13 protein-coding genes are annotated in these 13,146 nt (G+C 67.9%); 4 read left to right on the forward strand and 9 right to left on the reverse strand.

The window, feature by feature from the left end:
- Positions 1-7: 7 nt before the first annotated feature.
- Complete coding sequence (parC, locus tag E0504_RS15100; RefSeq protein ID WP_131624884.1) at positions 8-2,308, forward strand: DNA topoisomerase IV subunit A; 2,301 nt, start codon at positions 8-10, stop codon at positions 2,306-2,308.
- An 83-nt stretch (positions 2,309-2,391) separates the two neighbouring features.
- Here the strand turns inward: parC and E0504_RS15105 are convergent, their stop codons facing one another.
- The 6 genes from E0504_RS15105 to E0504_RS15130 form a co-directional block, all read right to left on the reverse strand.
- A complete protein-coding gene (locus tag E0504_RS15105; RefSeq protein ID WP_131624885.1) occupies positions 2,392-2,904 on the reverse strand; it encodes a hypothetical protein in 513 nt (170 codons plus the stop codon).
- Between the two features lie 129 nt (positions 2,905-3,033).
- Complete coding sequence (locus E0504_RS15110; protein WP_131624886.1) at positions 3,034-4,212, reverse strand: CCA tRNA nucleotidyltransferase; 1,179 nt, start codon at positions 4,210-4,212, stop codon at positions 3,034-3,036.
- Positions 4,205-4,804, reverse strand: coding sequence for a CoA pyrophosphatase (locus E0504_RS15115; RefSeq protein WP_131624887.1), 600 nt, complete (start codon positions 4,802-4,804; stop codon positions 4,205-4,207). The genes E0504_RS15110 and E0504_RS15115 overlap by 8 nt, the downstream gene beginning before the upstream one ends.
- Complete coding sequence (locus E0504_RS15120; RefSeq protein WP_131624888.1) at positions 4,801-5,346, reverse strand: DUF1285 domain-containing protein; 546 nt, start codon at positions 5,344-5,346, stop codon at positions 4,801-4,803. Before E0504_RS15120 ends, E0504_RS15115 begins: the two co-directional genes overlap by 4 nt.
- A 24-nt stretch (positions 5,347-5,370) precedes the next feature.
- On the reverse strand, positions 5,371-5,910 hold the full coding sequence (locus E0504_RS15125) for a GNAT family N-acetyltransferase (RefSeq protein WP_131624889.1): 540 nt from the start codon (positions 5,908-5,910) through the stop codon (positions 5,371-5,373).
- A gap of 48 nt (positions 5,911-5,958) precedes the next feature.
- Positions 5,959-7,155 (reverse strand): PQQ-dependent sugar dehydrogenase, encoded by a 1,197-nt coding sequence (locus E0504_RS15130; RefSeq protein ID WP_131624890.1) that lies wholly within the window; start codon positions 7,153-7,155, stop codon positions 5,959-5,961.
- On the opposite strand from E0504_RS15130, the gene E0504_RS15135 reads away from it, so the two are divergent.
- The 3 genes from E0504_RS15135 to folP all read left to right on the forward strand — a co-directional run bounded on the left by E0504_RS15135 (position 7,154) and on the right by folP (position 10,238).
- Positions 7,154-7,825, forward strand: coding sequence for a ribonuclease HII (locus E0504_RS15135; protein ID WP_131624891.1), 672 nt, complete (start codon positions 7,154-7,156; stop codon positions 7,823-7,825). The two genes, E0504_RS15130 and E0504_RS15135, sit on opposite strands and share 2 nt — an antisense overlap.
- Before the next feature lie 139 nt (positions 7,826-7,964).
- Positions 7,965-9,104 carry a site-specific DNA-methyltransferase gene (locus E0504_RS15140; protein WP_131624892.1) on the forward strand — a complete coding sequence of 380 codons (1,140 nt, stop codon included), beginning with the start codon at positions 7,965-7,967 and terminating at the stop codon, positions 9,102-9,104.
- 21 nt (positions 9,105-9,125) lie between these two features.
- Positions 9,126-10,238 carry a dihydropteroate synthase gene (gene folP / locus E0504_RS15145; protein WP_131624893.1) on the forward strand — a complete coding sequence of 371 codons (1,113 nt, stop codon included), beginning with the start codon at positions 9,126-9,128 and terminating at the stop codon, positions 10,236-10,238.
- Here the strand turns inward: folP and E0504_RS15150 are convergent.
- The 3 genes from E0504_RS15150 to E0504_RS15160 are packed head-to-tail and all read right to left on the reverse strand — an operon-like array spanning position 10,235 to position 13,010.
- Positions 10,235-10,750, reverse strand: a complete 516-nt coding sequence (locus E0504_RS15150) for a hemerythrin domain-containing protein (protein WP_131624894.1) — start codon at positions 10,748-10,750, stop codon at positions 10,235-10,237. The genes folP and E0504_RS15150 overlap by 4 nt on opposite strands.
- Positions 10,751-10,806: 56 nt before the next feature.
- Positions 10,807-11,571, reverse strand: coding sequence for an SDR family NAD(P)-dependent oxidoreductase (locus E0504_RS15155; protein WP_131624895.1), 765 nt, complete (start codon positions 11,569-11,571; stop codon positions 10,807-10,809).
- Between the two features lie 20 nt (positions 11,572-11,591).
- Complete coding sequence (locus E0504_RS15160) at positions 11,592-13,010, reverse strand: sigma-54 dependent transcriptional regulator (RefSeq protein WP_131624896.1); 1,419 nt, start codon at positions 13,008-13,010, stop codon at positions 11,592-11,594.
- Positions 13,011-13,146 lie beyond the last annotated feature (136 nt).

Raw genomic sequence — 13,146 nt, forward strand, 5'->3', positions numbered from 1 at the left:
CGCGCGCATGGCTGCCATCATCGATGCCGATAAAGACCCCTTCGACGCGATCGTCGATGCCCCGTTCGACAGCGCGCTGTCCGAAAGGTATCTCGTCTATGCCCTATCCACGATCACCGCGCGCTCGCTGCCGGACCTGCGCGACGGGCTGAAGCCAGTGCACCGCCGGCTGCTGTGGGCGATGCGGCAGCTGAAGCTGAACCCGACAGACGCGTTCAAGAAGTCCGCCCGCGTGGTGGGGGACGTGATCGGCAAGTACCACCCGCACGGCGATGCGAGCGTCTACGATGCGATGGTCCGCCTCGCGCAGGACTTCAGCCTGCGATATCCGCTGGTCGAGGGGCAGGGCAACTTCGGCAATATCGACGGGGATAACGCCGCCGCCTATCGCTATACCGAAGCGCGGCTGACCCGCACCGCGCTGCTGCTGATGCAGGGGCTGGACGAAGGCACGGTCGATTTCATTCCCACCTACAATGGGGAGGAGGAAGAGCCGGAGATTTTCCCTGGGCTGTTCCCTAACCTGCTGGCCAACGGATCGAGCGGGATCGCGGTCGGGATGGCGACCAACATCCCCAGCCACAATGTAGCCGAGGTGCTCGACGCGACGCTGGAACTGATCGACAATCCCCACGCCGAACACGCGCGGCTGATGGAGCTGTTCCACGGACCGGACTTCGCCACCGGCGGGCTGGTGGTCGACAGCGCCGCCACCATTTCCTCCGCTTACGAGACGGGCCGCGGGAGCTTCCGCATCCGCGCGCGCTTTCGCGCCGCGGAAGCGGGCAGCGAGGCTGATCGCGAGGCGGGCATCGAGCGGCTGGGCGCGGGCCAGTGGCAGCTCGTGGTCAGCGAGATTCCGTACCAGGTACCCAAGGGCAAGCTGATCGAGCAGGTCGCGCAGCTTATCGCCGACCGCAAGCTGCCGATCCTGGAAGACGTGCGCGACGAGAGCGATGAGCAGGTGCGGATCGTGTTCGTGCCCAAGAGCCGCAACGTCGATCCCGAACTGCTGAAGGAATCGCTCTACAAGCTGACCGACCTCGAAACCCGCTTCGGGCTCAACCTCAATGTGCTCGATGCCCAGGCCGGCGCTGGTCGGACGCCGATGGTGATGGGACTGAAGGAAGTCCTGCTTCACTGGGTGGCCAGCCAGATCGACATCCTCCAGCGCCGCAGCCGCTATCGGCTGGAGCAGATCGCGCGGCGGCTGGAATTGGTCGAAGGCTATATCGTCGCCTACCTCAACCTTGACCGGGTGATCGCGATCATCCGTGCCGAGGACGAACCCAAGCCGGTGCTGATGGCCGAGTTCGAACTGACCGACCGGCAGGCCGAGGCGATCCTCAACATGCGGCTGCGATCCTTGCGCAAGCTGGAGGAGATGGAGCTGCGCCGTGAGCGCGACGGGCTGCTGAAGGAGCAGGACGAGCTCAACCGCCTCTTGGAAAGCCCGGCGCGGCAGCGCACGCGGCTGAAGCGCGACCTGACCAACATCCGCAAGGAATATGCCGAGGATACCCCGCTTGGTCGCCGGCGCACGACGGTGGCCGAGGCCGCCGCGACGGTCGAGTACGATCCATCGGCGATGATCGAGAAAGAGCCGGTAACGATCGTCCTGTCTCAGAGGGGCTGGATCAGGGCCGCGCGCGGGCACGTGCCGCTCGATCAGGACTGGAAGTTCAAGGACGGAGACGGGCCGGCCTTCGCGCTGCACGCGCAGACCACCGACAAGCTGCTGCTCGCGAGCGACGATGGGCGGTTCTACACCCTGGGGTCCGACAAGCTTCCCGGCGCGCGCGGCTTCGGCGAGCCGCTGCGCACGATGATCGACATCGACCCCGAAGCGACCGTCGTCGCCGCGATCGTCCACCGGCCCAAGGCACAACTGCTGCTCGCCGCCACCAGCGGCAAGGGCTTCGCTGCCGTGACCGACGAACTGCTCGCCGAAACGCGCAAGGGGCGCCAGGTGGTTAATCTCAAACCCGGGCAGAAACTCAGCGTGGTGCGCGAGATCGCGGCCGCGCATGATCATGTCGCGGTGGTGGGCGACAATCGCAAGCTGGTGATTTTCAGCCTGGAGGAAATGCCGATCATGGCGCGCGGATCGGGCGTGACCTTGCAACGCTATCGCGACGGCGGGCTGAGCGACGCGATCACCTTGACGCTGGCGGACGGGCTCAGCTGGGCGATGGGGGGCGAAACGGGCCGCACTCGCACCGAGGACGAGGTGTGGCAGTGGAAGGTCGCGCGCGGCGCGGCGGGGCGCATGCCGCCGCGTGGATTTCCCAAAAACAACCGGTTCTGAAAATGCGAACGGGCCGCCTGCGTACTGCCGGCGACCCGTTCGGTCACTTGAAGTGCTCGAAAGGGGAAGTGAGTCCCGTTCGCTTATTGCGCGCTGCTGCCGCCATCCGCCGCCGCTGCTACCTGGTCTGCGGTGAACAAGGCAATCAGCGCGCCGCCGGCATCGAGCGCGAAATGTTCGCGCTTGAGCGCGACCGCGCCGGACGGGCTATCGAGCACGACCGCGTCGCCATCGACGAACTTGATGGTGCCCAGCGCCGTGCCGGTGGGCGATGCCACCGCGGCCCCGGCGACGAGCTTGGCATCGCGCGCGCTGTTGGCGGCGGTGATCTGCTGCGCCATCATCTCGTCGAGCTGCGCCTTGGTGACGGTGATCGTGGGACCCTGGGCGCTCGTGCCGAACGCATCCTCGGGCAGGGGGGCCTTGTGGGTGCCCGTGTCGACGGTCACCGTGCCGGCATCGACGCTGGCGACAGTGCCGACTGCGCTGCCATCGGGACCATAAACCGTCACCCCGGTGGCAAGCTGAGCGAACGCGGCGGCCGGAAGAACCGTGGTCGCGACGAGGGCGGCGGCGAACTTGGCGAGTGTCTTCAAAATCATCTCCGTTGGTCTTCTGGGAAAAACTTGGAATCCGGCCCCTCTCCAAGAGCCGCCCGGCAGCTGGCCGCGACCGGCTGCCTCCGCCCGGGTGGGGCAACCAGCCTGAAGCTGGGGTGAAGCCCCTCAGCCACCGTCGGCAAGCTCGGCATCGAGCAGTTCGCTCACCCGCTGCCGATCGGGGAAGCTTTCCGCCACCCAGCGCTGTTCCACCGCGTGCAGGATACGCGCGACCTGCGGACCGGCCGACACCCCGCGGGCGACGATCTCTCCGCCTTTGAGCGGCAATCGAGGCGGCTCCCACCCGGCGAGCGGCGCGGGGTCGCCGCCGGTCAGCAGCAGTCGGTCGATCGCGCACGGGATGCCGATCCGATAGGCGAGGGCGCGCGGATCCTCGCCATCGCGCGTGTCGCGGGCCGCCGCGCAGGCCAGGCGATCGCGCTGGTGACGCGACAGGCGCAGGCGTGCCGCCACGGCCTCCGTCACCGGGCGCGCGGCGGGGAGCAACGCCGCGAGCCGGCGCATCGGGTCGGGCGCAAAGCCATGCGCCTGTTCGCGGGCGACGAGCTCGGCCAGTTTTTCCACCTCGTGCTTGCCGGCCTCGGGCAACACCACCGGCAGCACGCCCAGATCGCGCATGCGGGCGACGGTGGGCGCGGGATCGGGCAGGACGAGCAGGTTCTGCAGTTCCCAGCCCACCCGCTCGCGGCTCAAGCCCTTGAGGCCGGGCGCGAGTTCGGCGCAGGCGCTCTCCGCCCCGGCATCGAGTTGCGATCCGAACCGAGCCTGGAAGCGGAAATAGCGCAGGATGCGCAGGTAATCCTCTCGGATGCGCGCGGCTGCCTCGCCGATAAAGCGCACTCGCCCGGCCTCCAGATCGGCCACGCCGCCGAAATAGTCGAACACCTCCAGCGTGGCGGGGTCGGCGTAGAGCGCGTTGATCGTGAAGTCGCGCCGGGATGCGTCGTCCCGCCAGTCGGTGGCGAAGGCGACGGTGGCGCGGCGGCCGTCGGTGCTGACGTCCTTGCGCAAGGTGGTGATCTCCACGTTACCGCCATCGACGATCGCGGTGACCGTGCCGTGATCGATCCCCGTGGGAATGGAGCGGATGCCGGCTTCATCCAGCCGGGTGATCACTTCGCGCGGTTCCAGCAGGGTGGCCGCGTCGATGTCGTGCGCCTCGATCCACAGCAGCGTGTCGCGCACCGCGCCGCCCACCCATCGGGCGTTGCCGGTGCCCAACACCTCGATCAGCCGCGCGAGCGCCGGGCGCCGGGTCCATCCGGCGGCGGGAAGCCTAGTCATCGAACACCTCGGCCAGCTCCAGCCGGCGCGCCAGGTTGCCGATGATCGCCGCGGTCACCCCCCAGATGCGATGATCCTGCCACATGATCTCGAAATAGGTTCGCTCGGCGCCGTCCCATTCGACCGTGCGCGGTACGCGGTTGGCGGGATCGAGCACGTAGGCGAGCGGCGGCTCGAACCAGCCCGCCACCTCCGCGGGGTTGGGGGTCAGCTCCAGATCGGGGGGCACGACCGCGAGGACGGGCGTGATGTCGTATCCGGTGCGGGTGTGAAACGGATCGGAGGCGCCGATCACCTGCACATCGCGCGGATGAATGCCGAGCTCCTCGTGCGCTTCGCGCAAGGCGGCGGTGATGGCATCCTCGCCGGGATCGAGCTTGCCCCCGGGGAACGCCGCTTGCCCGGCGTGGGCGCGCATCGTTTCAGGCCGGTGCGTGAGCAACACGCCCGGCTGCGGCCGGTCGGTGACCGCGATCAGCACCGCGGCTGCGCGCAAGTCGCCGGGGGGTGGCGCCATCGCATCCCGCAGCAGATCGACCTCGCGCGCGTGTCCGGCTTCGAACAGGCTCGCCAGCCGCGCGAACAGCGTCATGCGGGCACCAGTGAAAAGTCGGCTCCCTGGCTCGTGACGCGCCAGTCATCCCCCTTCGCCAACGCGATCTGTGCGAGCTGCTGGTAGGTCGAACGGTTCAGCCGTGCCTCGCAGCCCCGCCGCACTGCAAGGTAGATCGCCGGCGTGGCGGGATCGCCGCGCGCGATAAGCGTGTTCTCGGGCCCGGCGATGACGATGTCATCGGTGTTGAGCCGGAACGCCAGGGTGCCGTCACGGTCGATCACGTCGACCGCCACGAACGCAGCGTCCTCCACCTCTATCTTGAGCCTTTGCACCGGCGTGATCAGCCAGTGCCCCTCCGCATCGCGCAGCAGCAGCGAGGCGAACGCGCGGACCATCGCGGGCCGGGAGATCGGGCTGTCGTCGTGAAGCCATGTGCCGTCGGTGCGAATGGTCATGTGGCTGTCGCCGGTCTCCGCCGGAGTCCACCGTTCGACCGGGGGGAGCCGCCGCGCCTCGACCGCCTCGGCCAGTTCGGCGAGCGACAGGGCGGCAATCTCGGGAGGCGGCTCGTATGGCATCGGGCGGGCGATGCCAGATGCCGGTCAGTTCGCCAAGCCGCTCGGCATTGCCGGGGTCCACGGCCCCAGTTCTCCATCCGGCGGATAGGCGGGGCTCTGCCCGCGCACCAGCAGCCGTGCCGGGTCCCACGGTCCCGGGCAGGTCCACCCAGCCGGCGCCTGCGTAAAACCGAACGGCGCATAGTATGGTGCGTCGCCGATCAGCACCTGCGGAAGCGGCGGGTTCCCCCCGTCGCGGAGACTATCGAGCGCGTGGAGCGACGCCGCGATCAGCGCCTTGCCGAAGCCTTCGCCCTGGTGCGCCGGCAGCACCGCCACCGGGCCGACCATGATCAGCGGATGGCGCCTGCCCGCATCGCTGGTCAGCGCGACCGGCCACAGCTGGATCGAGCCGACCAGATACTCCTCATCGTCCAGCGCGGCGAAGCTGAGTGCGGGGAGCCAATCCATGCCTTCGCGAATGCGATACGCGGTGCGCGCGCGCCGGTCCGGCTCGAACGCCGCATCGAGCAACGCCTCGACCAGAGCAGGGTCGACGGCCGAGAGGGGGACAAGTGACGGCATCGGAGGCGCGCGCCGATACGGGGGTCGCCGTGCGCTGTCGAGCCGCTTTTAACCCGGCCGCATCTCGATCAGGCGACCGCCCGCCTTGTCTTCCAGGATCCAGACGGCGCCGTCCGGCCCTTCGAGAATGTCGCGAATACGCCGTTCGAAGTCGATCCGGGACACCTCCCGCGCCCGCTCGCCGTCGAATGCTACCCGGACCAGCACGGTCGGCTTCATCCCGCCAACGAGCGCCTGTCCCTTCCATTCCGGCCACAGCTTTCCCGAATAGAACGTGAAATCACCGGGCGCGATGACCGGGTTCCAGCTGATCGCCGGAGCGGCGAATTCGGGCCGGGTGGAGTGCGGGGGGATGACCTTGCCATCATAGTGATCGCCTTCCGAGACCACCGGCCAGCCGTAGTTGGCGCCCTTCCTGACCAGGTTGATCTCGTCGCCGCCCGCGGGTCCGTGCTCAAGGTCCCACAACCGCCCTTGCGCGTCGAACTGCAGGCCCAGCACGTTGCGGTGACCGTACGACCAGACGTCCTGCGCCTTGCCCGCCTGCCCGCTGAAAGCATTGCCGGCGGCCGGGCTGCCATCGAGGTTCAGCCGTACGATCGACCCCAGGTTGTTGGAGGTGTCCTGCGCCGGGTCCATCTTCTGCCGGTCGCCGCTGGAAACGAACAGGTAGCGGCCATCCGGCGACACAGCGATCCGGTGCGAATAGTGACCGCGACCAGTTACCTTGGGGGCCTGGCGCCAGATGACCTGCAGGCCATCGATCCGGCACGCGTCCGCTTCCTCGCACACCAGCAGCCCACGGCCGACCACAGCGCCGCGCGTGTCGCCATCGCCGGCTTCCGCCCAGCTCAGGTAGATCGTGCGCTTGCCCAGCGTGGCGCTGCTTTCACCTGGTAGAAACGCGATGTCGCCCAGGCCGCCCTGGCCGCCATAATCCACCCTGGGCAGGCCGCTGACCGTGCCGAGCCGGCCGGTGGCCGTATCGACGAACTTCATCGTGCCGCCTCGCTCGGTGACGAAGATCACGCGGGTGCCGGGGGCAAAGGCCGCCGCCCATGGCTCATCGAACGCGCCGAACTCGCGGGTACGGAATTCCCTGCCGCTGGCGACCGATATTTCATTCGCGGGCGCCGGAGTGGAACGGGCATCGGCGGCGGTTTCACCGGTTGCCTGCACGCCGCAGCTTGCGAGAGCCAGCGCGGCAGTGGATAGGAGGGTGATACGGGTCGCAGGTTCGGTCATGCTGTCAGGAACACCTTATCCAGAGTTCGGGTCCACTCCGCTGATCGTCGGGGTGGACGAGGCGGGGCGTGGCCCGCTCGCGGGTCCAGTGGTGGCCGCAGCAGTGGCATTGGGCAAGCCGCGACCGGCAGGGCTCGACGATTCCAAGAAACTGACCCGCGAGCAGCGCGAACACCTCGAAGGGCGGATCCGCCGCCGCTGCGCCTTCGGGATCGGAGTGGTCGAAGTCGAGCTGATCGACGAGATCAACATCTTCCACGCCACGATGCTGGCGATGACCCTGGCGGTCACCCGCCTGTGCGAGGTGGTGGGATGCGATCCATTGCAAATCCTGGTCGATGGCAACTTGACCCCGGCAAAGCGCCAGCCCGGCTGGCGCTGGCCCGCGCGCGCGATCGTGGGAGGCGATGAAAGCGAGCCGTGCATCTCGGCCGCGTCGATCATCGCCAAGACTCACCGTGACCGGATCATGCGCCAACATGCGCTCAACCACCCGCATTACGGGTGGGACACCAACGTCGGCTATTCGACGCCGACGCACCTAAAGGCGCTGCGCGAGCACGGACCCTGCGCGCTTCACCGCAAAAGCTTCGCGCCGGTGCGAAATGCCATTGATTTGAGTCTTTCCGGCAACACTTCGTTTGATTTGGTGGCAATAGAAGCCGCCTAGGATCAACACCTTAAGCCTGACAGTTGGCTGACGGTGTAAATTGATTCTTCGTTAACCATACAGCGCTGATACTCCCGGCTTGACGATGAGTCCGCTTGGACTCACCCTGTGGATAAGTTGAATCGGGGGACGAGACGGGATGGGGGTTATCGAGAAGGTACGGGTGCGCCAGCGCCCCGGTCGGGCGACGCCTGCGGAGTTGCCCAAGGACCTGCCGCTGGGGTCCATCCTGGCAGGCGACTGCATCGAGGCGATGAAGCGCCTGCCGACTGCCAGCGTCGACCTCGTCTTCGCCGATCCGCCATACAACCTCCAGCTTGGCGGAGATCTCAACCGGCCCGATGGCAGCCATGTCGACGCGGTGACCGACCATTGGGACCGATTCGACAGCTTCGCCACCTACGATGCGTTCACCCGCGCCTGGCTGACCGAAGCCAAGCGAGTGCTGAAGCCCGACGGCGCGCTGTGGGTGATCGGCAGCTATCACAACATCTACCGCGTCGGCGCGATCCTGCAGGATCTGGGGTTCTGGATTCTCAACGACATCGTCTGGCGGAAAACCAATCCGATGCCCAACTTCAAGGGCACCCGCTTCACCAACGCGCACGAGACCCTGCTGTGGGCGAGCACGGGCGAGAAAGCGCGCTATCACTTCAATTACCGCGCGATGAAGACGCTCAACGATGAACTGCAGATGCGCAGCGACTGGGTAATACCGATCTGCGGCGGGCACGAACGGCTGAAGGAAAACGGGCACAAGTCGCACCCGACGCAGAAGCCCGAGGCACTGCTCTACCGCGTCCTGCTGGCGACCACGGAGAAGGGGGACGTGGTGCTCGACCCGTTCTTTGGCACCGGCACCACTGGCGCGGTCGCCAAGCGGCTGGGGCGCGAATGGATCGGCTGCGAGCGCGAGCCGGCCTATCGCGAGGTCGCGACGCGGCGCATCGCGAAGGAACTGCCGCTCGACGAAAGCGCGCTGGCCACGATGGCGAGCCCGCGCTCCGCACCCAAAGTGGCGTTTGGAGCGGTGGTCGAGGCGGGACTGCTGCCGCCCGGCACGCAGGTGTTCGACAAGAAAAAACGCTGGACCGCGACCGTGCGCGCGGACGGATCGCTGCTATGCGGCGATGCCAGCGGCTCGATCCACGGGCTGGGCAAGGAACTGCAGGGCGCGCCCAGCTGCAATGGCTGGGTCTTCTGGCATTATGAGCACGCCGGCGCGGTCAAGCCAATCGACGCGGTGCGGCAGACGTATCTGCTCAGCGTCGAAGACTGATCGGCGAAAGACGGCTTACTGATGTCCGACCGCCTGTACCTGATGCCGATCGGCCTGTCGGCGAGCCCGCAGAGCGAGGAGGGCGACGCCGTTCGCCTCGCTGGCGGGCTGGTCTACGCGCACCGCTTTGCGGCGATCGTGCGGCGCGATGGCTGCGTGGTGGAGCGGCACCGGTTCACGCCGGCGACCGCGGCCGATACCTTCGCGCAGCTCCCCGCCGCGCTTGGCGACGACGCGGAAGACCAATGGTCGGCGCTGCGCACCGCGCACCCACCACTCCAGCTGGGCGAGCGCACGATCCGGCTCGACCAGCCGCAGATCGCCGGGATCCTCAACGTGACGCCGGACAGTTTTTCCGATGGGGGCAAGTTCCTCGACCGGCCGGAGGATGGCGCGGCGCATGCGGCGGCCATGCTCGAGGCGGGCGCGTCGCTGGTCGATATCGGCGGCGAAAGCACGCGCCCCGGTGCTCCGGCGGTGTGGGAGGGCGACGAGATCAAGCGCGTGGTCCCGGCGGTAGAATACTGCGCGCAGATGGGTGCGGCGGTGGCGATCGACACCCGGCGCGCAGCGGTGATGGAAGCCGCGCTGGATGCCGGCGCGCACATGGTCAACGACGTGTCGGCGCTGCGCCACGATCCCCGCTCGGTCGAACTGGTGGCCTCGCGCGGTTGCCCGGTGGTGCTGATGCATGCGCCGGGCCCGGCGGAGGACCTGCACGCCGATGCCGACTATGATGACGTAGTGTTCGACGTGTTCGACTGGCTGGCGGTCCGGCGCGATGAAGCGATCGCCGCAGGGGTCGCGCGCGGCGCGATCGTGCTCGATCCCGGAATCGGGTTCGGCAAGTCGCTGGCGGAGAATCTCGCGCTCATCAACGCGCTGCCGCTGTTCCATGCGCTCGGCCAGCCGCTGATGCTGGGCGCCAGCCGCAAGCGGATGATCGGAGCGCTCAGCAACGAAGCGGCCGCTCACCAGCGTCTCGGCGGCAGTCTGGCGCTCGCGCTCAAGGGGATGGACGCGGGCGTCCAACTGATCCGCGTGCATGACGTCGCCGAAACGGTGCAGGCCCGCAACGTATGGCGCGGCCTGCGCGACGCGGCGCTGACGGACTTCTCGACGCTGGCGGACTAGGCTGCCTGGTTCTTCTCGATGTAGTCGTCAGGGTCTTTTTCCTGCCGCTGGTATGACCCGGCGTGCTTCGCTTCGAACGCGAGATACTGGATCGCCAGCCGGGTGCGCTCCTGAAGCGGGACGGTGCGGCGGAAGTCGGTCAGGCCCTGACGCTCCTCCTCGCTCATGTGTTCCGAGTTGTGGTAATTGCACTTGTCGACCGCGGCCCACCAGGCGTCGGAACCGGGCGGGTGGCGGACAGCCTCTTCGGCGGCTTCGGCGATCTTGTTGTGGTCGTCGATCGCGTCCTCGGTGGTTTCCTCCGCGCTGTCGGAGTCCAGCGCGCCATCGCCCTTCTTGAGCAGCGTGGGATAGAAGTGTCGTTCTTCCGCTTCGGCATGCGCTTCAAGAAAGGTCTTCAAGTGATTGAAGATCTTGCCCAATGCCACGGGATCATCGCGCGCTTCGTCAAGCGCGGCGAACAGCGTGCGCTGGCGGTTGTGATCGGCAAGAATGCAGTCGACGATGTCCATGGGGTCTCCGGTCGGAATGAAGTCCCCGGTCGAACGGGGGGCGGGCGGAGACGTTCCTAGAGCGAGTATCCGCCATCGCTTGCCAGGACCGCGCCGGTGATCGTAGCGGCGGCGGCATCCGACAGCAGGAACGCGATCTGCCCGGCGATCTCTTCGGCGGTGGCATAGCGCCCCAGCGGCGTCGCCATTCGGGCCATTGCGGCCAGCGCCGCCGCCCGGTCTCCGCCGTGTTCGTCCACCAGCGCGCGGAAGAACGGGGTCTGGTCCCAGATCGGGGTATCCACGCCGCCCGGCGCGATGGCATTGACGCGCACCTTACGCGCCGCGCCTTCCCTGGCGGCAACTTTGGCGAGTTGAATGACGCCCGCTTTCGACGCGCCATAGGCGGCGGTTCCAGGTTCGGCCTTCACGCCCGAGATTGACGCGGTCAGCACTACGCTGCCGCCATCGCAGATGGTGCGCATGACCGCCCTCAGCGACAGGAACGCGCCGTCGAGGTTGATCCCGAGCACCCGGCGCCACTCGGCGAAGTCCAGTTCGGCGATGGGCGAGCCGCTGGCCACGCCTGCATTGAGCACCGCATGGTCCAGGCCCGTCAGATGGGGCTCCACCGCCGCCCAGTGCGCCTCATCGGCGACGTCGCCGACCAGCCTTGTGACGTGGCACGGCACATCCAGCGCTTCGAGGGCGGCGGCGTCGCGGTCAGTCACCACCAGGCGGCTGGCGCCCGCCGCTGCGAGCAGGCGGGCGGTGGCGGCGCCGATGCCGCTGCCGGCCCCGGTGACCAGTATCGTTTTGCCGGAGAAATGGAGCCTGTCCATGACCCGGTCGGCTAGTGCGCTCAGGCGGCGTTGTCGATCCCGAGATCGCCGAGCTTGCGGTAGAGCGTGGATCGGCCAATCCCCAAGCGGCGCGCGACTTCGGTCATGCGCCCGCGATAGTGCCCGATGGCAAGGCGGATGACGTCTGCCTCGATCTCGTCGAGCGGGCGCAGGTTACCGTCGGCGGTGTAAAGCATCACGCCCACGCCCTCGTGCCGGGGGTCGCGCAGGTCGGCGGGCTGGCCGAGCATGTCGGACAGCTGCGGAAAGCAGTCGGCGGTCAACGCGTCACCGTCGCAGAACACGGCTGCGCGAAACAGCACCGTCTGCAGCTGGCGCACGTTGCCCGGCCAATCGAATGCGGCGAGCAGGGACAGCGCCCCGTCGGTGATGGTCAGCGTGCGCAGGCCGGGCTGCTCGCCGATGCGGGCCAGGAAGTGGCGGGCAAGGGCGGGGATGTCGCCGGTCCGCTCCCGCAAAGGGGGCAGGGTGATGGTCACTGGCGCCAGGACCTCGTGCAGAGCCGGGTGAAAATACCCCGCGGTCCCGAGCGCGCCGACCGGCAGGTTGCTGGCGGACAGCACGCGCAGGTCGATGCGGAACCCGTGCCGCGCGCCGACCGGGCGCACCACGCCGGTCACCAGCACCTCCGCCAGCCGTTCCTGCAGGTCCAGCGGCAGGCGGTCCACCTCGTCGAGTACCAGCGTGCCGCCGTCGCACTGCTGCAGCGCGCCGATCTGCCGCTGGAACGCGCCGGGAAAAGCGTTGGGTTCGTGCCCGAACAGGACCGACTCGATCGAATTGGTGGGCACGGCGCGGGCGTTGATCAGGCGGAAGGGCGCCTTGGCGCGCGGAGAGGCGGCGTGCATCGCGCGCACCAGCATCTCCTTGCCCGATCCGCTCTCCCCCTCGATCAGCACGTTGCCGTGACCGCGGGCGGTCTTCGCCGCCTTGGCCAACGCCGCGCGAAAGTTCGGCGCGTTGCCGATCATCGCATCGAAATCGAGCACCTGGCCCAGCTTTTCCGTCAACGGCTGCAGCTCGTCGCGGGGCGACTCGCGCTTGGTGGCGCTGCGCAGCGCCTGCATCAGCCGGTCGGGCGCGACGGGCTTGATCAGATAATCGGTCGCACCCGCCCGCATCGCCTCGACGGCGAGCAGCGGAGAGGCGCTGGCAGTGAGCATCAGGACAGGGAGGGCGGGGCGGCGTGCCTTTAGTTCCTCGATCAGCTGGCAGGCGTCGTCGCCCGGCACCCATTGGTCAAGGATGATGGCCGAAAGCTGCATCCCCTGCCGGGTGCCCAGCGTTGCGATCGCGGTCTCCGCATCGGTAACCACCAGCGTCCGCCAGCCCTCGCGCGCGGCGAGCGCTGAGATCAGGCGGCTTTGCGCCGGCTCGTCGTCGATCAACATCAGCAGGCGATCGTCGTCTTCGGTCATTGTCCCACCCGTCCCACGTCGAAACAGAACGACCGATTACGGGACAGGGGTAAAGGTCGGCTTAAGACTTGCGGGCGGGCTTGAGCACGCGCGTGCGGCGCGATAGGAAGCGGGCCAATCCAGCAAACGAAGCTAC

The organism is Parafrankia sp. BMG5.11, from assembly GCF_004337455.1.

What these genes read in the sequence shown, in the direction of transcription:
- E0504_RS15125 (WP_131624889.1), bottom strand. Translation starts at nt 5,910, where the DNA reads ATGCCGTCACTTGTCCCCCTCTCGGCCGTCGACCCTGCTCTGGTCGAG.
- E0504_RS15110 (WP_131624886.1), bottom strand. Translation starts at nt 4,212, where the DNA reads ATGACTAGGCTTCCCGCCGCCGGATGGACCCGGCGCCCGGCGCTCGCG.
- E0504_RS15130 (WP_131624890.1), bottom strand. Translation starts at nt 7,155, where the DNA reads ATGACCGAACCTGCGACCCGTATCACCCTCCTATCCACTGCCGCGCTG.
- E0504_RS15140 (WP_131624892.1), top strand. Translation starts at nt 7,965, where the DNA reads ATGGGGGTTATCGAGAAGGTACGGGTGCGCCAGCGCCCCGGTCGGGCG.
- parC (WP_131624884.1), top strand. Translation starts at nt 8, where the DNA reads ATGGCTGCCATCATCGATGCCGATAAAGACCCCTTCGACGCGATCGTC.
- E0504_RS15115 (WP_131624887.1), bottom strand. Translation starts at nt 4,804, where the DNA reads ATGACGCTGTTCGCGCGGCTGGCGAGCCTGTTCGAAGCCGGACACGCG.
- E0504_RS15155 (WP_131624895.1), bottom strand. Translation starts at nt 11,571, where the DNA reads ATGGACAGGCTCCATTTCTCCGGCAAAACGATACTGGTCACCGGGGCC.
- folP (WP_131624893.1), top strand. Translation starts at nt 9,126, where the DNA reads ATGTCCGACCGCCTGTACCTGATGCCGATCGGCCTGTCGGCGAGCCCG.
- E0504_RS15120 (WP_131624888.1), bottom strand. Translation starts at nt 5,346, where the DNA reads ATGCCATACGAGCCGCCTCCCGAGATTGCCGCCCTGTCGCTCGCCGAA.
- E0504_RS15135 (WP_131624891.1), top strand. Translation starts at nt 7,154, where the DNA reads ATGCTGTCAGGAACACCTTATCCAGAGTTCGGGTCCACTCCGCTGATC.
- E0504_RS15150 (WP_131624894.1), bottom strand. Translation starts at nt 10,750, where the DNA reads ATGGACATCGTCGACTGCATTCTTGCCGATCACAACCGCCAGCGCACG.
- E0504_RS15160 (WP_131624896.1), bottom strand. Translation starts at nt 13,010, where the DNA reads ATGACCGAAGACGACGATCGCCTGCTGATGTTGATCGACGACGAGCCG.